General features: G+C 37.7%; 16 protein-coding genes and 1 pseudogene. 12 read left to right on the top strand and 5 right to left on the bottom strand.

Features of this window, described 5'->3' with window-relative positions:
• Window positions 1–98: 98 nt before the first annotated feature.
• Window positions 99–2,786, bottom strand: coding sequence for an aconitate hydratase AcnA (gene acnA / locus O9A_RS01975; RefSeq protein ID WP_034458275.1), 2,688 nt, complete (start codon window positions 2,784–2,786; stop codon window positions 99–101).
• Window positions 2,787–3,085: 299 nt separating this feature from the next.
• On the opposite strand from acnA, the gene ccmA reads away from it, so the two are divergent.
• From ccmA to O9A_RS01950, 5 genes are read left to right on the top strand one after another with little or no spacing between them, the layout of a single operon-like run.
• Entirely contained in the window at window positions 3,086–3,712 is a 627-nt protein-coding gene (gene ccmA, locus O9A_RS01970) for a heme ABC exporter ATP-binding protein CcmA (RefSeq protein WP_034458273.1), read from the top strand.
• Window positions 3,709–4,374: a heme exporter protein CcmB gene (gene ccmB, locus O9A_RS01965; protein ID WP_034458271.1), complete on the top strand. Its 666-nt coding sequence runs from the start codon at window positions 3,709–3,711 to the stop codon at window positions 4,372–4,374. Before ccmA ends, ccmB begins: the two co-directional genes overlap by 4 nt.
• 46 nt (window positions 4,375–4,420) lie before the next feature.
• The gene (locus O9A_RS01960; RefSeq protein WP_084790510.1) at window positions 4,421–5,176 is read left to right on the top strand and encodes a heme ABC transporter permease; all 756 of its coding nucleotides are present in this window, start codon (window positions 4,421–4,423) and stop codon (window positions 5,174–5,176) included.
• 11 nt (window positions 5,177–5,187) lie between these two features.
• Complete coding sequence (locus O9A_RS08225) at window positions 5,188–5,430, top strand: heme exporter protein CcmD (protein WP_034458267.1); 243 nt, start codon at window positions 5,188–5,190, stop codon at window positions 5,428–5,430.
• Entirely contained in the window at window positions 5,405–6,049 is a 645-nt protein-coding gene (locus O9A_RS01950; protein ID WP_034458265.1) for a DsbE family thiol:disulfide interchange protein, read from the top strand. Before O9A_RS08225 ends, O9A_RS01950 begins: the two co-directional genes overlap by 26 nt.
• Before the next feature lie 756 nt (window positions 6,050–6,805).
• Here O9A_RS01950 and O9A_RS01945 read toward each other — a convergent pair.
• Entirely contained in the window at window positions 6,806–7,339 is a 534-nt protein-coding gene (locus O9A_RS01945; protein ID WP_034458263.1) for a GcrA family cell cycle regulator, read from the bottom strand.
• Between the two features lie 483 nt (window positions 7,340–7,822).
• Here O9A_RS01945 and O9A_RS01940 point away from each other — a divergent pair, with 483 nt between their 5' ends.
• Both O9A_RS01940 and O9A_RS01935 read left to right on the top strand, forming a co-directional pair.
• Entirely contained in the window at window positions 7,823–9,037 is a 1,215-nt protein-coding gene (locus O9A_RS01940; RefSeq protein ID WP_034458260.1) for an aspartate aminotransferase family protein, read from the top strand.
• Between the two features lie 1,174 nt (window positions 9,038–10,211).
• On the top strand, window positions 10,212–11,222 hold the full coding sequence (locus O9A_RS01935) for an Hsp33 family molecular chaperone (RefSeq protein WP_034458257.1): 1,011 nt from the start codon (window positions 10,212–10,214) through the stop codon (window positions 11,220–11,222).
• Window positions 11,223–12,950: 1,728 nt separating this feature from the next.
• Here the strand turns inward: O9A_RS01935 and O9A_RS01930 are convergent.
• Window positions 12,951–13,571 (bottom strand): Smr/MutS family protein, encoded by a 621-nt coding sequence (locus O9A_RS01930; protein WP_034458255.1) that lies wholly within the window; start codon window positions 13,569–13,571, stop codon window positions 12,951–12,953.
• Window positions 13,572–13,633: 62 nt separating this feature from the next.
• Window positions 13,634–14,326 carry a Tim44/TimA family putative adaptor protein gene (locus O9A_RS01925; protein ID WP_034460161.1) on the bottom strand — a complete coding sequence of 231 codons (693 nt, stop codon included), beginning with the start codon at window positions 14,324–14,326 and terminating at the stop codon, window positions 13,634–13,636.
• A 93-nt stretch (window positions 14,327–14,419) separates the two neighbouring features.
• Here O9A_RS01925 and O9A_RS01920 point away from each other — a divergent pair, with 93 nt between their 5' ends.
• Together O9A_RS01920 and secB are read left to right on the top strand one after the other, a co-directional pair.
• Window positions 14,420–14,902, top strand: coding sequence for an FxsA family protein (locus O9A_RS01920; protein ID WP_034458253.1), 483 nt, complete (start codon window positions 14,420–14,422; stop codon window positions 14,900–14,902).
• Between the two features lie 159 nt (window positions 14,903–15,061).
• Complete coding sequence (secB, locus tag O9A_RS01915) at window positions 15,062–15,538, top strand: protein-export chaperone SecB (RefSeq protein ID WP_034458252.1); 477 nt, start codon at window positions 15,062–15,064, stop codon at window positions 15,536–15,538.
• Between the two features lie 50 nt (window positions 15,539–15,588).
• Here secB and O9A_RS01910 read toward each other — a convergent pair whose 3' ends face one another.
• Window positions 15,589–17,886 (bottom strand): NADP-dependent malic enzyme, encoded by a 2,298-nt coding sequence (locus tag O9A_RS01910; protein ID WP_034458250.1) that lies wholly within the window; start codon window positions 17,884–17,886, stop codon window positions 15,589–15,591.
• 199 nt (window positions 17,887–18,085) lie between these two features.
• Between O9A_RS01910 and mutS the strand changes: the two genes are divergently transcribed.
• The 3 genes and pseudogenes from mutS to O9A_RS07610 form a co-directional block, all read left to right on the top strand.
• On the top strand, window positions 18,086–20,830 hold the full coding sequence (mutS, locus tag O9A_RS01905) for a DNA mismatch repair protein MutS (protein ID WP_034458248.1): 2,745 nt from the start codon (window positions 18,086–18,088) through the stop codon (window positions 20,828–20,830).
• Between the two features lie 355 nt (window positions 20,831–21,185).
• The gene (locus tag O9A_RS08535; RefSeq protein ID WP_280948999.1) at window positions 21,186–21,314 is read left to right on the top strand and encodes a hypothetical protein; all 129 of its coding nucleotides are present in this window, start codon (window positions 21,186–21,188) and stop codon (window positions 21,312–21,314) included.
• Window positions 21,315–22,244: 930 nt separating this feature from the next.
• Window positions 22,245–22,438, top strand: a pseudogene (locus O9A_RS07610) (integrase arm-type DNA-binding domain-containing protein); the annotation flags it as partial.
• Between the last annotated feature and the right edge of the window lie 32 nt (window positions 22,439–22,470).

Below are 22,470 nucleotides of genomic sequence, written 5' to 3'. Positions count from 1 at the left end.
GTCAATCGAATTCTCAAAAATGGGCATAAAAAACGAAAACAAACTCCTTGATGTCCAACTGAATAGTTTTAAAAGACTTCTAAACGAACAAATGCGATTTAGACTGCCAGATTACGCAAAACATATTGCAAAATACCACCGTGATGCAGATAATCTAACTCATCTTCAGTATCGACACGGCATAATAATGGAACAGTTTTTATCGTTCCATTAGAAAAAGTAATTGCGGCAACAGTTTTCTGACGAGGTTTCAAGTCATGAATCCCTTTAATCGTTACCTTTTCATCTCCCTTTAAGCCCAAAGACTGCCAGCTTGCACCCTTTTCAAATACAAAGGGAACAATTCCCATACCAACAAGATTAGAGCGATGAATTCGCTCAAAAGACTGAGCAATAACTGCTTTTACACCAAGAAGATTGGTGCCCTTAGCCGCCCAATCACGTGATGACCCATTGCCATATTCAATACCAGCAAAAACAACAAGCGGAACACCTTCCTGTTTATACGCCATTGCTGCATCGTAAATTGCTTGTTCTGTCCCTGATGGATAATGAACTGTATAACCTCCTTCACGACCATTTTCTCCTAGCATAAAGTTACGAATACGAATATTGGCAAAGGTCCCACGCATCATAACTTCATGATTCCCACGACGCGTTCCATACTGGTTAAAATCAGCCACTTTAACACCATGATCAGTTAAATATTTTCCAGCAGGAGAATCAACCTTAATGGAACCAGCAGGAGAAATATGATCCGTTGTGATTTTATCACCAAACAAACCTAAGATTCGTGCGTTTTTAATGTCTGACAAGGCATCAGGAACCTTCCGCATATCATTGAAATAAGGTGGATTACGCACATATGTTGATTGTTCATCCCAGGAATAGGTAGCCCCCGTAGGAACTCGAACTTTTTGCCAATTTTCGTCTCCCATAAAAACATTTGCATATTTTTCAGTAAAAATCTTACGCGTGACATTCTTTTCGATAAATTCCTGTATTTCTTTAGAAGTTGGCCAAATATCTCTCAAATAAACTGGCTGACCATCTGAACCTTTGCCAAGAGGCTCCTTGGTTAAATCTTTACGTACTGTTCCTGCTAGAGCATGCGCAACAACCAAAGGTGGTGAAGCTAAATAATTTGCCTGCACATCAGGTGAGACACGTCCTTCAAAATTACGATTTCCTGAAAGAACCGCAGCTGCAATGAGACCATTATCATTAATCGTTTTGGAAATAGATGGGTATAAAGGACCAGAATTCCCAATACATGTCGTGCAACCAAACCCCACTAAGTTAAATCCTAGTACATCCAAATCTTTTTGCAGACCTGAATTATGAAGGTAGGCTGCCACAACTTGTGAACCGGGCGCAAGAGAAGTCTTAACCCATGGTTTACTCTTGAGACCTTTCGCCACAGCATTATGCGCCAAAAGGCCTGCCGTAATAAGAACACTTGGATTTGATGTATTTGTACAGGAAGTAATTGCAGCAATCACCACATCGCCATGCCCAAGCGTGTATTCCTCTCCCTCAACATTATAACGATCATCTTGCCCAAAATCCTTCTTATAATCCTCGACCAATGCTTTCTCAAAACCCTGTCCAACAGTTTCCAACGAAATACGTCCCTCAGGGCGTTTAGGACCAGCCATAGAAGGGACAACGCTTCCCATATCTAATTCAATTGTATCACTAAAAACCGGATCAGCTCCCATTTCGTCATGCCACATCCCTTGTGCTTTGGCATAAGCTTCCACTAAAGCAATCCGATTTTCATCGCGTCCTGTCATATTAAGATAACGCACTGTTTCTTTATCAATTGGGAAAAAACCACATGTTGCCCCATATTCAGGTGCCATATTCGCAATTGTTGCTCGATCAGCAAGAGTCATGTGCTCCAGACCAGAACCGAAAAACTCAACAAATTTACCGATAACGCCCTTTTTGCGTAAAATTTGTGTCACCATCAACACTAGATCGGTAGCCGTCACACCTTCTTTAAGTTTACCGGTTAAATGGAAACCAATCACTTCAGGTAATAACATAGAAACGGGCTGACCTAACATTGCTGCTTCTGCTTCAATACCACCAACACCCCAGCCCAAAACGCCCAAACCATTCACCATAGTCGTATGGGAATCAGTTCCTACACAGGTATCAGGATAAACCGTTTGATATGTTTCATTATCCTCCATCCACACGCATTGTGCTAAATATTCTAGGTTAACCTGATGACAAATCCCTGTTCCTGGAGGAACAACGCGAAAATTTTGAAAAGCTTGCTGCCCCCACTTAAGAAAACGATAGCGTTCACTATTACGTTCATACTCACGCTCAACATTTTCCTTAAAAGCCATAGGGTTACCAAAATCATCAACGATAATTGAGTGGTCAATGACAAGATCAACAGGAATGAGAGGATTGATTTTTTCAGCATTTCCTCCAAGTTTAACCATAGCATCGCGCATCGCAGAGAGGTCAACAACTGCAGGAACACCAGTAAAATCTTGCATAAGAACGCGTGCAGGGCGATAAGTGATTTCCGCGCCAGCACTGCCCTTGTTTTTTAACCATTTTACAACGTTTAAAATATCCTCTTTCTTAACCGTGCGGCCATCTTCAAACCGTAATAAATTCTCAAGAATAACTTTCATCGAAAACGGCAAAAGAGAAATGCCTTTAAGTCCATTTTTCTCCGCTTCGATCAAACTATAATAAGTATATTCTTTACCACTCACATCTAAAATTCTGCGACAATTAAAGCTATCAATTTGAGTCATTACTGCCCACCCTCATACTACAAACCACCCAATTTCCCGGAATAAACAACACAAACTACGAATCAAGGTCGCAGCTTGAGCGCAGACGCAACCACCTCCGCCACCCATTTCCCCTTTTACCTTCCCATCGGCAAACTCGGAAATCAGCGTCAAAAACCATTCTACACCAGATATTAATGTAACACATCGTTTATAGAACTATTTCTAGAACTATTCTAGGTACAATTATACAAAATAATGTGTTTTTTATCCTATAATGCAATAAAGATTATAGAAATAAAGGTAAAATAGGTAATTACATGGTGTTATCGGGCAAAGATTTGGCGGCTTACAGAAACGAAAATGTTCTGTTCCAAGGTATTTCTTTTTGTTTATTCCCACAGCAACTTATGACAATCACAGGACCAAATGGGATCGGGAAATCTACATTACTCAGAATCATTGCTGGACTGTTTGAAGCTGCTAAAGGTCATGTAAATCTTAAAGACCAGGAACAAACATACTCTGTAGCAACAGCATGTCATTATCTTGGGCCTCAAAATGCTATGAAACCTTTCTTATCAGTCACCGATAATTTGCAATTTTGGTCAGCATTTTATGGGCAACATCTACGCTATCCACACGAAGCCCTTGCAGATATTGGTCTTTCTGATCTTGGACACTTACCCTTTAACATTTTATCAACCGGGCAAAAAAGACGTATAGCTATTGCCCGCCTTTTGCTATCTTACCGTCCTGTTTGGATTTTAGATGAACCAATATTGGGAATTGATAGCTACGCTCAAACTCTCCTTGCAAATATTTTCCAGTACCATCTCAACCAAGGTGGTATGATTATCGCTGCAACCCATAGTCCTCTTGGCATTCCAGAAAACCATAAAATCGCCTTGGAAAAATTTTTACCTCCCCAGGAGAAAATACAATGAAAGCACTGTTCTGGCGTGATCTTAAATTAACCCTAGCACCACAAACTTCCTCGTTAACAGGACTTTTATTTTTCATTGCTGTTATTATGATAACCCCCTTCGCTATTGGACCAAATCCTAAAATTCTTTCACAAATAGGTCCAGGCATATTATGGTTAGGAGCCCTTCTCGCAGGACTTCTTAATCTCAATAAGCTATTTCAAACCGATCATGATGATGGAAATCTTGACCAATTCATCCTTTCTGGACAAAGACAAAGTTTTACACTAATAGTACTGACCAAATGCCTTGCCCATTGGGTAGGAACTATGCTTCCTCTTATTTTTGCCACTCCTCTTTTAGCATTCATGCTTCATTTAGATGCAATAATAACTTTTACAACAATACTCACTCTCTTATGCGGAACACCAGCCATTATTTTTATTGGTGCTATCGGAGCTGCCCTTGCAACATCATTGTTGCATAGTACCCTTCTCATTTTTATCATCATCTTACCGTGGATTATTCCAATCATGATTTTTGGCGTTTCCGCTGCTACAGCTCCAACAAATCCAAATGTATCTTTTCTCACTTCTTTGACTCTTCTTATCGGTTTTTCACTTCTTTTGAGTCTTTTTAGCTCTTTTATTGCAGCTATAACGCTCAGGCTTTTATCAGAGTAATAAAAGATGATTGCCGCACGACAAAACTCTGCCTATTATAAATCTCATGAATAAAACTTTTCACACACATAAAATGAAAGCACTTCCTGTAAGTTTCACCCGTTTCATGAAAATAAGCAGTGCCGTTTTGCCTTGGTTAATCGGTATAACATTTTGCCTTCTTATCTTAGGACTTATTCTGATTATATGTTCTCCTGATGACTATCAGCAGGGGATTACCGTCAAGATTATGTATATTCATGCACCATTCGCGTGGCTTTCTATATGTTGTTACATCATAATAAGTGCTGCTGCTTTAGGAAGTCTAATTTGGAGGTATTATCTTGCTGATGTAGCACTCAAATGTGGCGCACCCATTGGAGCAATTTTTACAGCCTTGGCCCTAGTGACAGGAGCACTTTGGGGACGTCCTACATGGGGAACATGGTGGGTATGGGATGCACGGTTAACATCAGTTTTAATCTTGCTTTTTATCTACCTTGCTATTGTCATGCTTGCTCGCGCTTTTAATAACCAAGCAAAAGCTGCACGCGCTACTGCAATTCTTACACTCGTTGGACTTGTGAATATTCCCATTATTAAATTTTCCGTTAATTGGTGGAATACGCTTCATCAATCAGCATCACTTTTACGTTCAGGAGGCCCAACAATCGAACGTGCTATGTTATGGCCCCTCATAACAATGCTATTTTGTTTCAGCTTTATGTTTATTTCGCTCTATTTGATGGCTATGCGCAACGAAATCAATAACCGTCATATCCAAATACTTCAGATCAAAAAAGCCCGTCGTGCACAACATTAGGACTCGTTATCATGCTCGACATTCACAGTGGACTTTTAGGAAATTTCTTTCAGCAAGTTGATTTTTTCCTCGGTACTCTTCATCATAAACAAATTGTTATTCTGAGTTACATTTTTTCTGCAATCTCTCTCCTGTGTCTTATTGGACACATTCTTTACAAAGCTATATACCAAAAAAAAATCCTACAGCAGCTGAACAAAAAAGAGCTGTTCCGGAAAGAAAAATATCATGAAAACAACCCCTCAAAAACCTGAAAAAAATATATCTTTTCCCATCTTCTTTGGTCTTCTTGGACCACTTGTATTTTTTCTCCTTCTTCTTATGCTTTTCTTCCACTTTATGGAGAGCAAATACCCCAATGATGCTCCTCTTCCTCCAAACACATTCACTAAAAAGCCTGCCCCAAAAATTCATCTTCCCTTACTTTATAATGAAAACTCTCTTCGTTCAGAACAATTTAAAGGACGTATAACATTGGTCAATTTTTGGGGTTCTTGGTGCCCATCCTGTCGCGAAGAACATCCTCTTCTTATGAAGATTGCTCAAGATCAACGTTTTGATCTTATTGGTATTAACTATAAAGATAACAAAGAGAATGCCCAACGCTTTCTGAATAATTTTGGTAATCCCTTTAAACTCATTGGCTTTGATGCTTCAGGGTATACGGCCATTAACTGGGGGGTTTATGGATCACCAGAAACCTTTCTTCTGAATAAAGAGAGCATCATTATTGCCAAACATGTTGGTCCTTTAACATGGCAGATTTATCAGAAAAAAATTTTGCCCAAAATCGAAAAAGCAATCATGACAGAAGAAATCTCAAACAGCAAAGAATTAATTTATAAAGATAATTTATCTTCTTCCCCATATTGAATGAGAAAACACCAAATACAGAAAGTATTTCTCATTGCAGCTTTCTCTTATTTCCTCTTATGGTTAATCATAAAAAAAAATTTTCGTACTTCACAAAAGAAACGAGACTTGAATAAAAACGGTTTTTAAAAAGACTCAATGTGCCCTTCATGAACTATCTCAATGCAAGAGCAATCATAAATTGGAAACCGGCAAAAGAAATGATGATGCTGGTTTGCACCTTTGTAAATATAAAAATGGAAATCCCCTGGATATTGTTTTATAATATTTACGAACTATTTAGGAATTGAGAGCAGGAAAACATATCTTTCTAAAATCAGCGTAATGAATAAAAAAATGGCATGCTGTTCTTCGTAAGGAAATTATTCCTTTAAAATAGACGAAAAATAAAAATGTCAGTACTTTATAAAGTTTTATTTTCGTTATTTAAAAGATATTGCCGTAGATCTTTTTGAAAGCCATAAAGCTCAATTAAAAAAGAACTATGAAGAGAGCAATGGTTTACGCCCTTTATCGCACATATTCTCTAATTCTTTAAATTTCATTTGTTTAACAGCATTCCCACGCAACAAAACATTACCGGTCATTGTACATTCAAAATCAGATATAAGGATAACACCGCCCCTTACTATTCAATTTTTAAAGAAAAGATTTTTGGTGATCTACACCCCCAGTTAACGAACTTATGTCCTAAAACATTTAAGCTGACGCTTCATAATAACGGTATAGAATGCAATATAGATTATATTACGAATATTATATTCTTATCCGCCGTTTTTCAGAGATTGGCTGAAATGCTATCTTAGCATGAAAGGCACAATAAGGACTATTCTCACCAGAATCAGCACCACAAAAATGAAAATCTGGTGATAAAGGATCCCCAACTGGCCACCTACATGTATTTTCACTCAATTGCAAAAGATTAAGCTGACGTGATATAGGTACAACCACATTTGATTTTTTGGGTAAATCAACTTCTTTCGCATCCTCCACTACAACATCCATTTTTAAAGCTGTTGTTCCAACACTGCAAGAAGCAGCATTCGTCGATAATACTGTCGATGGCGTGCGACGCATCCGCACAGACGATGAACTGACATCAACAAGCGTCTTTTGTATACGCCCCCCTCCCTGTGTTGTCTTACCACGTCCCGATAGTTTTAATCGGTGCACTTTACCGATCACTGCATTCCTACTAACACCACCTAACTGAGCTGCAATCTGACTTGCGCTTAGCCCCTCACTCCAAAACTTCTTAAGAAGTTCAACGCGTTCACATGTCCAACCCATATCAGCACTCCATTTTGATCACCTCATTGAGATGCACCCATTTGCATCTTCGAATGTTTCAACTATTTTTTCAATGGGCCTAATGAAAAAACTTTATACTCTACCCGAGCACAAAAAATTTCATTCAACCTGCGGAATTTACAAACCGAAATACAATCTTGCCTGCTGATTTAAACTACAATATGCATTGACTCTATGACAAGTGTCTTTTCCTCTTGAAGAGTCTATTTAGAATGTTTTCCCCAACTTGCGAATCGATCATAGATCAAACTATTGTTTTTGCTTAAGGCTTTTTTCCATAGACGTTTTGTGTCAAACCTTCATTAACTTTTTGCCAATCGGTGCAATGATTACCACTTGTGAGCGTGGTAATTGATCACTATAAACCGCTGATGATACTGTATCCAATGATGCAACGTATTTTGTTTGCAGCGTTGTGTTATTTGTTGTACCGCAAAACTCGAGAAATAAAGGAAATTAACGATGAATGGCACTACTATACAGCCACTTTATGAGTGCTTTGCTCGACGTAATTTGCATTTTCAACAAGGGAATGCTGTATGGCTTATTTCCGATAAAGGAGAGCATTATCTTGATTTCACGTCTGGCATTGCTGTCAATGTATTAGGGTATGCACATCCAAAATTGGTCGATACTCTCAAAAGACAAGCTGAAAAGCTTTGGCATGTTTCCAATCTTTTTCAATCACCTGAACAAGAAGCTCTTGCCGCACAGCTTTGTGCAAACAGTTTTGCTGATAAGGTTTTTTTCTGCAATTCCGGTGCTGAAGCAGTGGAATGTGCATTTAAAACTGCTCGTCACTATCATTATGCATCTGGACATCCAACACGCGTTGAAATTATTACTTTTGAAGATGCATTTCATGGACGCACACTTGCAACGCTTGCAGCTACTGGACAAGAAAAATATTTGCAAGGTTTTGGACCAAAAGCTGGCGGATTCATTCAAATTCCTTTTTGTGATGAAATCGCTTTGCGTAATGCTATCAATAAAAATACTGCTGCCATCCTTATTGAGCCCATTCAGGGAGAAGGAGGAATACGAACGGTATCTCATGAATATTTAAGGCTTTTGCGCAAAATATGCGATGAGAACGGTCTGTTATTAATTTTGGATGAAGTCCAAACAGGTATTGGACGAACAGGAAAGCTTTTTGCTTATGAATGGAGTGGTATCATACCTGATATTCTTACTCTCGCAAAAGGAGTGGGCGGAGGTTTTCCTTTAGGAGCTTGTCTTGCAACAGAAAAAGCTGCAAAAAGTATGACACTAGGAACCCACGGATCAACCTTTGGAGGCAATCTTCTTGGGATGGTTGTAGGCAAAACTGTTCTTGATATCATATTAGAACCCGGTTTTCTCGACAACGTCCAGCAAATAGGATATAAGCTAAAAAGCGGACTTTCAAATATTTTAAGCGCCTATCCTGACATTATCTGTGCAATTCACGGGGTAGGATTGATGTTAGGTATTCAGTGCGTTGTTCCCTCTCATGTTGTTGTCAATGCATTGGAAAAAGAATATCTTTTGAGTGTTAGTGCCAACAACAACGTTGTGCGCTTGTTGCCCCCGCTTATCATTAAGGAAGAAGAAATAGACGAAGGTTTATATCGTATTGAAAAAGCACTTGCTTCTCTTTCGCAAAAAAAACAAAGAATAACTCGTATAATCTCATAACAAATAGCTCCTTGCTATTGCATTGATGTACCTTTTTTCCCCTCCCTTCAACCAGGTTACATATTTTATCAACTATAGAAAACACTTTAAAAAAATTTGAAGCTTTTGTTCATAAACAAGAACAATGATTTCTAAAAACTATTCACATGCCTGCATTTTATCTCATATGAGTATGCATCACCTGAGAGAAAATGATCGTATAACATAATTGGTTTTAAAATGTAGCACCTCTTTTATTATTGGTTGTGCATATCATCATATGGCAGGTAAAATGTAAACTATCAACGAAATATTCGAATTTGTATAAATTCTGCAAGCCTCTACCGTAAATGGCTTTATATTTTATAAATGACTCACATATTTGCTAAATTTATGAGATATCTTGATCTAGAGAACACCGTAAATCAGTTTCCAACGAAATATTGTTTGAATGAGAGACAACGAATAATGTTTTCCATTCCTTAATTCAACGCAGCAACTCTCTTTAAACTCCGTTTGCACCTTATCACACTAAGAGATAACACATCATAGGAAAAATTTTAGCGAAGCAGATAAAGGTACGAAAATAATATTCTACTTATTAGTAATCTCCCTAAATCGGCTAAAAATGTTGATTGTGTTACAACTGGCACATGTACTTCTTAAAATAAAATCTCTTGTGCTTGTCGTTACTCACCCTCGCAGTTTTATTCAATTCAATAAAACCTAAAAAACACAAAACCCAATAGGCTGCTTCATATATATTTATCTGCAAGCCGGCACCACCATACTCTCTGCTAGCCCCCAATCGGCAATAGCCCTTGTATTGAGACAGTTCATTATAGACATTTTAGTCCTTTATTAATAGTTTTTTATCCACACACAAATCCCGCTTGTAACGTGCAGAAAAATGTTTTTTCTGATTCACCATAAACAAGTTTGGCATGAGAAAATCCTACGGTATTAGGGTCTCTCATTCAACATGCAAAACAATGAATCATCCTTATAAGTCAATGTGATGAGGCTAATAGTAGTAAAAAATCGATCATTTGTGTTCAAGATGAAAGACTTTCTGTTTTTTGACGAAGCTAAAAATTGTCTTTATGCCCAAAAAACAATTCTTGTATGATGTTTACAAGATGCATTTTTCTCTCCACAATAGTCTGCAAAAATAAATCCTATAAAAGGCAAAAATATGAGCGAAGAATGCGAACAAGCCAAAGATGAAGCCTCTCTCAACAATATCTACTTGAGTGAAGATGATACTGTTATTCCCTTTCAAGTCGAAGAACTCGATATTCGTGGACGTGCTGTACAATTTGGAAAAACTTTAAATTCTATTCTCACAAGGCATCAATATCCTGAACCGGTTTCTTACCTTCTAGCAGAGGCTTTAGTTTTAACTGTTCTGCTTGGAAGCTCCTTAAAACTTAAAGGAAAATTTATTTTACAAACCCATTCCAATGGACCAATTAATATGTTGGTGTGTGATTTTTCTCCCCCTTTCAGTCTACGCGGGTATGCTCGTTTTGATGAAGAAAAACTGCAACAAGCAATAGCCAATAATCAAATATCTTCCGAAACACTTCTAGGAAAAGGTACTTTAGCCTTCACCATCCGCCAAGGCGCCCACACACAAGACTATCAGGGAATAGTTGCATTAGAAGGATCAAATTTACAAGAAGCTACCCGTGCCTATTTTGACCAATCGGAACAAATTCTCACCGATATCCGTTTAGCAGTCGCTATATTGATTAACCGCGACCAAAAAGGAAAGCAGCAGAAAAGCTGGCGAGCAGGAGGTATTTTGACTCAACTTTTGCCCCAAGCATCATCTCATCATAAAATATATGAGCCCAATAAAAAACCACAAGAAACGAAAACCCGTGCTCAACTTGAAAATCAATGGAAAGAAGCTAAAGCACTAACGTCAACAATTGAAAGTACAGAATTAACAGATCCTCAAATCGGCAGTAAGCGGCTTTTATTCCGTCTTTTCCACGAACAAGGTGTTAGAGTTTTTAATCCCATTTCTCTTGTAGATCAATGCTCCTGTTCGCGCGAAAAAATTAAAGAAATACTGGAAGGTTTTCCCCCTGAAGAACGCAATCAAATGGTTAAAGACAAATATATTTCTGTTACATGTGAATTTTGCTCAACAACTTATCGTTTTAAACCGCTAGAATTTTCTGAAAATAAAACGTGATAAATATTCTTCATAAATAAGTACTTACCAAATAAATAAGTACATATTAATTACAACTAAAGCCCATTTATTATGTCTTGAAAACCTAAAAACAGAAAGCATCAACCTTGCAAACATGTTGTGTAGCTTGCTCTTTTAGCACAAAACATTGATTTATGAAAACAATTCACCATTTCATCGATTGAGTGCGCGCTTGAGTACCCTAAGACTTTTTTCTTTCAAATTTTTGCATTTAAAATCAGAAAAAACATTCGCTTGCATTTCACAAGCAGAGTTGGCGTGGTGTAAAAACTACTTCAGAAAAGATAAAAATACCTCTTATGAACCGTCTCAATGCAAGAACCTTTACAACATTGGGAGTTGATAAATAGAATGATGGTACCAGTTTGAGCCTTCATAAAAGTAAAGATGGGACATTCAATGGATTTTATGGTATATTTTTCATACTAACCGTGAAATGAACCTGGAAATAGTGACAGATGTTTTTTAAAAGCAAACGTGTGAATAAGCAATATAATGGCTTTTTGTTCTGCGTGAGGAAACTAGCCCTATCAAAAACGCGATAAGCAAAGATGTGAAGAGTTGCGTAATTTCCATTACTTAAAAGATATTGTCATGGAAGCTTTTGAAAGTAAAACTGAATTAAAATATGATGAGAAAGATGAAAATTGTTTTTTTATCTTTACAGCTTTATATTCTTCCCAATGAGACTATTTACCCGTTTGAGAGATTACCCAAAACAGAAATATGCCATACTTTTAATGTGATATAGGAAAACTTAAGTTTTACGTAAGGCACTGAAATATATTATATATTTTCTTCTAACATGCGTCTGCATTAGGATTGGAGGTTGGTTGACATGCAAACTAAAAGCACATGCTTTATTAGAATTAACCGCTCTTTCATTGCCTCCATAATCATACGCCTTTTCAAATCAAAACGCATTCCATACACTGTTATACAAAATAGATTACTCTTAAAAACAGGCTCTATTCTCTCTGACAATATCTTTACCCATAACATATCAGCGAGTATTTATGCCTTAACAGGAACAAACGTCTCAGCCCTCTTTTATAATTACATTAACATATTGTGTTTTAATTATAAAAAAAATTCTTACTGAATTAAATCCTTGAATATAGCTATATTTTCTTATTCGAACATTCTATCTTTAAAAATCAAAAAATCGTTTTCACGCGTTACAACAGAGCAAAGCATATAGATAAAATATGGAGGATAAAACTAAATATAGCTCTATGAATCAACACTCTTAATGTAAGAGCAGTTGCAATATCACAGGCAATATAATATCCGATCTACTACTTCATAAACATAAGCGTGGTGGTGACAAACCTTCATGACAGTGTGTACTCTTAATAAAAAACAGTATGATTTTCATAATACAACTTCCGATAGTATTTACCAATCTCAATGCAATACAATGCTACGCTAACCTAAATCATCAAGAATCAAACCAGTATACAAATGCTTAATCGCTAAAGAAAAACCAAAATCTAAAAAATCTGTAGTCCTTCAAACGTTTTTTAATTTCACAAATGTTTTTTGAGCAATAATGCTCATTCAATTCTCTTAAAAAGCAGAATGACTGTACGTAAAAATTGAACGCAATAGCGTATAAATATCTATAATAAAATTGCGTACTCTCACATTCTTTTATAAACTTAAAATATGATAAATGATGAAACCAATATCAAAACCTAAAGCAGCTTAAACAACATCATGCCCTTTCCTAGGTAAAAGACGGCGCAATCGAATATAAAGCGCACCATCACCACCATGTTGGCGAGCTGCTTGCTCAAAGGCATGAACATAATATCGAAAAGCCGGTGTTGATAACCAGTGAGGAACAAACTGATACAAAACACCATTACTCCCCAGTGAACGGCCTTTTCCTGTGATCACGAGTACATAACGCAATCCATTCTGCTGAGATGATTGGAGAAATTTTTTCAAGAAAAAATAGGCTTCTTCTTGCATACAACCGTGAAGATCAAGACGAGCCTCAATAGAATAATGACCTTTGGCAATTTTACGATAGATAACACGATCAAAAAAATGAATCTTATGTGTTTGTGCAATCGCCTTCTTTTCTCTTTTAACCTCCGTTAATGGCTGTATGTTTGTCTGAGACCATGGTAGGATTTGTGTTATGTATTGTTTCTTATTGTCGATCTTCGCCGCATTTTTAGCAACATTTACGATACCTTTTGCAAAAGAAGAATAGTGCTTTTTATGAAGCGGTATTGTGGTACGACACACCTTCTCCCAAAGAAATCGGTCCTGTGAAACCAATGGATTCCTTTTTGTTCTCCATTCATCCGTAGACATTTCAATCTTCAATCTCTTAATAAATAAATCTTATTTATACGACTTTACAGACAAAAAATATTTTAATCTTCATCTTCTGTTGCAAAAAGCTTCCAGTTCGGATCTGTTGATAGACTATTGCGAACAAAAGTCCAAATATCTCTAATTTCTACAATAGTATCAGGATCACCATCTATACGTTCTCCCTGCTCATTGTAAGTCGCAGAAATCATTTCACTAACAATACGTATAGTCAAAAATTCTTCCTTTTCTTGCATTGCTGCTGCAACAAATTCGATTTTATTAATTCCGATAAAAATAAACTGAACTCTCTCATTGTTTTTTTCGCGTTGTTCAATGGCAGCAGCAAAGCTCTCAAAAACATCTTGAGAAAGCAATCTCTTAAGTTGATCACGATCCCCTTTAGCAAAAGCTGTTACAATCATTTCATAAGCAACTTGCGCTCCCTTTATAAAAAATTGAGGAGAAAAATGAGGATCACTCTGGCGAAGTGCCCGTAAACCTTCATTTAGTGCACTTCCTTCAGGTGCAATTGCATCAATTTCGCTAAAATCATTCTTTTGCGAATTGACTTGATGAGGGAAAGAAGCAATATTATCAGCCGTTTCTGTTTCAATCTGTTTTTTAGAACAACTCGTATAAGGATCAAACGGAGGCTTTTCAAAACCAATCCGTTTTCCTAATACATTACGAAGTTGCATGAAAATAACAACCATAATAATAAGAGCTAAGACAAGTACGATGTCAAATTCCATGGGCACTGTCAATCTCCAAAACTAAGATGATTTACAATAAACATTGCAGTCAATATCATTTATCAATAAATATGTAAAATAGGGAATTTTCATGTGATCAAATTTTACTTTATAAATCCTCGCTTTTTCATCATTTTTACCCTTAGCACTCTCTTCGTTGAAATTGCCGGTTTTATCTTCGTTGGAAAAGAAATTGGAATTTTGGCAACTTTGAGTTTGGTTATTCTAACGACAATAGCTGGAAGCATTTTGTTAAGAATTCAAGGGGGAAGCCTTTTTAAAAATATACAACGTGAGCTTCTCCAAAGGCAAACACTAGAGCATTATATCATCAATGATGGCTGCATCATTATTGGCGCGATTTTGCTTATTCTTCCCGGTTTTGTAAGCGATATTTTGGGAATATTACTTCTTATTAAACCAGTTCGTGCTGCTGCTTGGTATTTGTTTTCATCACTTAGGAATAAAATGAATACACATAATAAAAACAGTACTAAGACCAAAAATGAGTCTGAGAAAATAATCGATCTTAAAGCAGAAGACTACCAAATCAACAATACCACAGAATCGTCATGACATAAATAATAATCATTGAAAAAAGCAAAAATCTGTAACGAACTAAAAAATAACCAAGACAAGCAGAGCATTTCTTGCAACCTTTTGCAAGGCATGATAACCAGCATTGTCTTTAGATCTAAAATAGAAATACATACATTATGATGAGAGGTTAGTAGTATGGCTGAAAGTGAAATGAACAACAATAATGGAGAACCCGTTTTTGCTGTATTAGCTCAATATTTAAAAGATCTTTCATTTGAAAACCCAAGTGCCCCTCGCTCACTGCGTCCACGTGAAAAAGCACCACAAATTGATATTAATATTAATGTCAATGCTAATCCAATTGGTGATGACAATTATGATGTTGTTTTATCACTCTCAGTTAAAGCTAGTGATGATAGTGAAACATTATTTCATGTAGAATTGATTTACGGTGGCGTTTTCCATATCGAAAACATTCCCCAAGAGCATGTTATGCCACTTGTTTTTATTGAATGCCCCCGTCTTTTGTTCCCATTTGCTCGGCAGATTATCTCTGACGCTACCCAAAATGGTGGTTTCCCACCTTTGAGAATTGATCCAATTGATTTTGCAGCTCTCTTTCAAAAGCGTGTTGCTGAAGAACAAAAAAACAGCCAAACACTATCATCTTAAAAATTTATTTTTTATCAAACAGGCCTTGGAATATCAAAGGCCTTTATTTTTTATAACTTTTTTGCATGATAAGCGGCTAGGGTTGCGATATTGACAACATCCGTATTGCTGCCACTAAATGGTACAATTTGGATAGATCTTTCCAGTCCAATTAAAATAGGGCCAATAATGGTTGCTTCACCAAGCTCTTGCAACATTTTACTTGCTATAGAAGATGCATGATATCCAGGCATCACCAAAATGTTAGCAGGTTCCGTTATTCCCATAAAGGGATATTGCTGCATCAATTTCACATTAAGCGCTACATCAGCACTTATTTCTCCATCAAATTCAAAGTCAGCTCCGCGTTCATGTAAAATATTAATGGCATCTTGAATATGGCGCGTAACCTGTCCTTTCATATAACCAAAAGTAGAAAATGCCACAAATGCTACCCGTGGCTGATACCCTAACCCACGAACAAAAGAAGCTGTCTGTTCGGCTATATCAGCAAATTCCTCAGCGTTAGGATTCTCATAAACAGCTGTATCGGCAATAAACACAGTTCGTCCGCGACAAATGGCCATTGAAATACCAATCAATCGTTCTTGCGGTTTTTCATCAATTACCCGGCGAATATCAATCAACGCTGTTTCATAATTGCGTGTAACCCCTGTAACCATTGCATCAGCATCCCCTAACGCCACCATACAAGCAGCAAAGTAATTGCGATCATTATTGATGCGGCGGTGACAATCACGCAACAACCAACCTTGGCGCTGCATCTTTTTATAAAGATAATTCGCGTAATCATCCAAACGACAAGACAGCTTAGCATTCATAACAGAAATGCCTTCACGCTCAAGATCAATTCCAGCAACAGCAGCATTTTCTCTCACTTGTTCTTCACGACCAATCAAAATCGCCTGTCCCAATTTTTGATGGACATAGGAAACGGCTGCCCGTATTACTTGCTCTTCTTCACCTTCGGCAAAGACAATTTGTTTTGGTGCCTGACGAACGTGATTATAAACACCACGCATTATAGAGGAAATGGGATCACGTCTCGCATTCAAATCACGCTCATAAGCTTCTAAATCATCAATGTGTCTTTGTGCAACACCACTTTCCATCGCCGCTTTTGCCACCGCAATTGAAACAACAGTAAACAAACGCGGGTCAAAAGGAACAGGAATGATATAATTCGGACCAAATTTCAACCGCTTTCCACGATAAGCTTCGGCAACGCTGTCAGGTACTTCCTCATGAGCCAAATCCGCAATAGCTTTTGCAGCAGCAATCTTCATATCTTCATTAATAACTGTCGCACGCACATCAAGCGCACCACGAAATATATAAGGAAAACAAAGAACATTATTAATCTGATTTGGATAATCAGAACGACCTGTTGCGATAATAGCATCCTTACGCACTTGCATCACTTCTTCCGGCGTAATTTCTGGATCAGGGTTAGCCATAGCAAAAATGATCGGATGAGGTGCCATCGACTTTACCATTTCAGGGGTAATCGCACCTTTAGCAGAAACCCCAAAAAACACATCCGCATCTTCCATCGCTTCAGCAAGCGTGCGTTTATCTGTTCGAATAGCATGAGCAGACTTCCACTGATTCATCCCCTCTTCGCGCCCCTCATAAACAATACCTTTTGTATCACATAAGATGATATTTTCAGGTCGAAATCCCATCGCCTTAATAAGCTCGATACAAGCAATTCCTGCAGAACCCGCACCATTACAAACTAACCGCGTATTTTCCATATTACGCCCCGTTAAATACAAGGCATTGAGTATTCCAGCAGCCACAATGATTGCTGTACCGTGTTGATCATCATGAAAAACGGGTATATTCATAACCTCGCGTAAGCGACTTTCAATCATAAAACACTCTGGTGCTTTAATATCTTCCAGATTTATGCCACCAAAAGAGGGCTCCAAATAACGGACCAGATTGATAAAATTTTCTGGATCATTCGTATCAATTTCCAGATCAATGGAATCAATATCTGCAAAGCGCTTAAAAAGTACTGCTTTACCTTCCATTACCGGTTTAGATGCTAGTGCACCTAAGTTTCCTAAACCCAATATAGCCGTTCCATTTGATATAACAGCAACTAGGTTGCCCTTTGCTGTGTAATCGTAAGCCAATTCTGGATTTTGAGCAATCGCTTTAACTGGAACAGCAACACCTGGAGAATAAGCAAGTGCTAAATCATATTGCGTTTCCATAGACTTTGTTGCAACAATCTCAAGCTTTCCAGGACGACCACGACTATGAAAATCAAGAGCTTCTTGTTCACTGATATTATAAACCGTTTGGTGCGTTTTCTGATCTTGCTCTTTCTTTTTCATCTTACTTAAGTTCTCCCAAAAACACGCTCAATAATGCGTGTAATTATCTAATTTTACAATTTGATTCAGATGCCAGAAATCGCTATGCTCGCTTTAACAGACCTGATCATGCGTTTCAATTTACAGATAATGAAGATAAACATTGAAGTAAATAAAAAAGGGTATCAAAGCCTCACTTGAAGGAAACGAGCGCGTAAAAATGGATAATAAGACTGATAATAAAAACGATTTAGCCCCACAATCCGATCCCTCATCTGTTCCATATAAAGAACGTCTCACACCTATGATGGAGCAATATATCGAAATCAAAGCAGTTAATAGTGATTGTCTTCTTTTTTACCGTATGGGTGATTTCTATGAATTATTTTTTAATGATGCGATTGAAGCTGCTCAAGTTTTAGGAATTACACTCACAACACGCGGAAAACATTTAGGTGAAGATATTCCTATGTGTGGTGTTCCAGTTCATGCTGCAGATGATTATTTACAAAAATTGATCTCCTGTGGTTATCGTGTTGCTGTTTGTGAACAAACAGAAAATCCAGCAGAAGCTAAAAAACGGGGATCAAAATCAATCGTTCGGCGCGATGTCGTGCGCCTTGTTACACCTGGAACCATAACAGAAGAAAAACTCCTCGATCCAACGCGTGCAAACTATCTGATGACACTTGCCTGCATTAAAACCAGTGATGGAGAGGAATTTGCCCTTTCCTGGATTGATATCTCAACAGGTATATTTCGTGTAACAGAAAGTCGACTCGAAAAACTTTTAGCAGACATTATGCGCGTCGATCCACAAGAAATCATTGTGGCTGATTCCTTTTTCCATGATAAATCCCATAAATCACTTTTTAATATTCTCGGTCGTATCGTTTCGCCTCAACACGCTAGCCTCTTTGAGGTCATCACTGCTGAACGCGACATTTGCAATTATTTTAAACTTTCAACCCTTGAAGGCGTTGCTGATTATTCACGCCTCGAATTGTCAGCAATTGCCGCAGCTATTCGTTACATCGAAAAAACACAAATCACGCATCGCCCTCCTCTCATGCGTCCTGAACGCCAAAATGAAAGTGCTACCCTTTTCATTGATGCCGCAACGAGATTGAGTCTTGAGCTTGTCCGAACTACATCGGGACAACGAGATGGAAGCTTATTAAAAGCCATTGATCGCACCGTAACAGGAGGGGGATCACGCCTTCTTCTCGATCGCCTCATTGCACCTCTTACCACGCCGTCAGCTATTGATAAGCGTCTGGATTCGATTACCTTTTTTCTGAGCAATACATCTCTTGCAGAAGCCATAAAGCTCATCTTAAAAGGGGGACCAGATATGCCACGTGCCGTTTCACGTTTGGCTCTTGGCCGAGGAGGACCACGTGATATGGCTGCAATCCAGCGCGGTTTTGAAATCATTCGTGAACTTCACCAGCTTCTTAGCAATAAATTGCTTCCTCAAGAAATCAGTGATGTACAACAGATTTTCTCACATTTACCTACTACTTTGCATTTTCGTTTGGAACAAGCATTAGCCGATGATCTGCCCCTACTTAAACGAGACGGTGGTTTTATTCGCTCTCATTATCATAAAGAGCTCGATGAAATGCGTGCTTTGCGTGATGAATCTCGCCGTGTTATTGCTGAACTTCAAGCACAATATGCTAAAGAAACAGATATTAAAACACTCAAAATCAAGCATAACAATATTCTAGGCTACTTCATTGAAGTGACCAACTTACAGGCAACCGCTCTCACCAATACCCCACAAAAAAAAGCACGTTTTATTCATCGACAAACAATGGCAAATGCTATGCGCTTTACCACAACAGAACTTGCTGAACTTGAAAGCCGTATTGCCCATGCAGCTAACCATGCACTAACGCTTGAATTGGAAATCTTTGACACTCTTGTTCGTGAAATTACTGAACAAGTTGATTTCATTCGTAAAGCTTCTGAAGCACTTGCTGTTTTAGATGTCTCTGTCGCTTTAGCGCATTTGGCTGAAGAACAAGGATATTGTCGTCCTAAAATTGATCAGTCTCTTACGTTTTGTATTACCGCAGGACGCCATCCTGTCGTAGAACAAGCGCTCCGAAAGCAAGCAGCAGAGCCCTTTGTTGCCAATAACTGCGACCTTTCTTTGCAAGAAAATCACCAATATGCAGCAATATGGCTTTTAACAGGTCCTAATATGGGAGGAAAATCAACTTTTTTGCGGCAAAATGCTCTCATCGCCATTATGGCGCAAATGGGGTCCTTTGTTCCAGCTACCTCAGCCCACATTGGCGTTGTTGATCGCTTATTTAGTCGTGTTGGTGCTTCTGATGATCTTGCACGGGGGCGTTCAACTTTCATGATGGAAATGGTTGAAACAGCAACGATTCTTAATCATGCTAGTCATCATTCCCTTGTTATTCTTGATGAAATTGGACGAGGAACATCAACTTTTGATGGGCTTTCAATTGCTTGGGCAACTGTTGAATATCTTCATGAAGTTAACCACTGTCGTGCTATTCTCGCCACGCATTTTCATGAAATGACAGCACTCACAAAAAAACTTGATCGTCTTCATAATGTAACCATGAAAGTTAAAAATTGGGATAGTGGTGTGGTTTTTCTTCACGAAGTCACGCCAGGAACTGCGGACCGGTCCTACGGCGTACAAGTTGCAAAACTTGCTGGACTTCCTAAAGAAGTTATTACGCGTGCTACAGACGTTCTACAGCAATTAGAACAAGGTGAAATGGCGGGAAAAGGACATAAATTAATTGATGACTTACCGCTTTTTTCCCTTAAAGCAATATCTTCCCTCAATGAAGAAACAAACAAACGTTCTATGCTCCATGAAGCTCTTAAAAATATTCATCCTGACGAACTCTCTCCTAAAGAAGCTTTAGAAGCCCTTTATCGCCTCAAACAACTTGAAAAAAATAATTTCTTATGACAAATCGAGCCAAGAGCTCTTTCTTGATCACTCTTAAGTTTTGTGCCTTAAGTTAAGATGTGAAAATAAAAGTAGAGTAGTAGTCCTGTTCCTTTGCAAAGAATAAGAGTGTTGCTAGGGAGAAGTATTCCATCATTAAAGTCTAGAGACTGGCAAAGGTTTTACTATTTATGGAGGAAAAATCTTCAGATGCGCGTGAAAGCTAAAAACCTTCTCTGTCATTTTTTTGAAGGCGTTCATGTTATTAAAAATGGTATAACTTCCTCTTCCCCTCAAACAAATATGATAGAATCCCATGGCAAAGAGCATAATATCTCTAAACGTTATATGAATCCTTATATCAAAAAGGAATCTGATGTCCGATTTTAGAAGAACTGATCAAAAGACTATGGACCACGATGGTGAAGCTGTAAAAAGCGATGCCAATTTTGGCAAACTCATTCCTTTGTTGCAAACTATAGATTGTGTCGTGGGCTATAAATAAGGTTACTATGAGATAGAAGCGTTGGAAAAATGCAAGTAGATTTGACTTAGAAAATTCATACTGGAGTGGATTCCTTGGACCAATCTTTACGTTTTTTTTTACTCCAGAGAATTAAGATCTCTTATTCAAACACTTCAACTTTTAAAAGGTTTTAAGATACAAAAAAGTTATTGCCGATAAAGATTATGCTTCAGAGGAGCAAAAAGAAAACATGCAGAAAACAACTGCATTTCTTTCCTGCTTTTCCATTCAAATAGAAAAATATCGCATAAAAATGATGAACCTTTACAAAAAATATTATCTTATTGAAGGCTTTTTCAATAAACTAAGATACATTAGACGTATCTCATAGTGATTGGACAGAAAGCTTCTTTCATTGTTTTTACATGAACTGTATAAAGAAAGATCAGTTTAACTGCGTCTCATTCCCCTAAAAGTTTCATAATACCATCAACGCAATAAAGCTCATTCCTATGACATTATCTCAAAAAGTACAAGTTTATACAAAACTGGAAAATATTTTGAAAGGTGATTAATATCCATCAAAGGTAAACTTCATCTCATCTTCTTGCAATATTGCTCAAAAATAAAATCCATAGAAACCTTCACATCATATTCATTATAACTCGACATATCCTGTCAAATCTATCGAATAACTCGTTTGAAACATCATGCATATAATACATTGATTTATAATTATAATTTATCGTTTTTCAACTTGAATGAGAGAACTCCGAATATCATAAGATTCTCTCATTTCAAACCCTCTCATATTGAATCAATTAAAACCACTTACTTGCCCATTATAAGCGAGGCTGACGTGTGGATAAAAACACTTAAAAGAAAGGGATAAAAATGTCTCTTATGAATCGTCTCAATGCAAGGGCTGGTGCAACATTTTGAGCTAGCAAATAGAACAATGGTACTGGCTTGCTCCTTTAATAAGCGTAAAAAGGGTGGTACTCAATGGCTTTTACAGTATACCATCCACGAGCGCTGTCGCGAAATGGGCTTGGGTGCCTTAAGAGATATTTCTTTAAAACAAGCGCGTGAATCTACAATCCAATGGCGTTTTGTTTTGCATTGAGGGATATAACCCTATTAAAGAGCGCAAAAGACACAAAAATCTCTAAAAAACTGTTTTTCACAAAATGAA

Origin of the sequence: Bartonella koehlerae C-29 (genome assembly GCF_000706625.1) — a bacterium.
In the GTDB taxonomy this organism is placed as follows: domain Bacteria; phylum Pseudomonadota; class Alphaproteobacteria; order Rhizobiales; family Rhizobiaceae; genus Bartonella; species Bartonella koehlerae.
The sequence above is the reverse complement of the archived record's forward strand: the minus strand, read 5'-3'. Positions and strand labels throughout refer to the sequence as shown.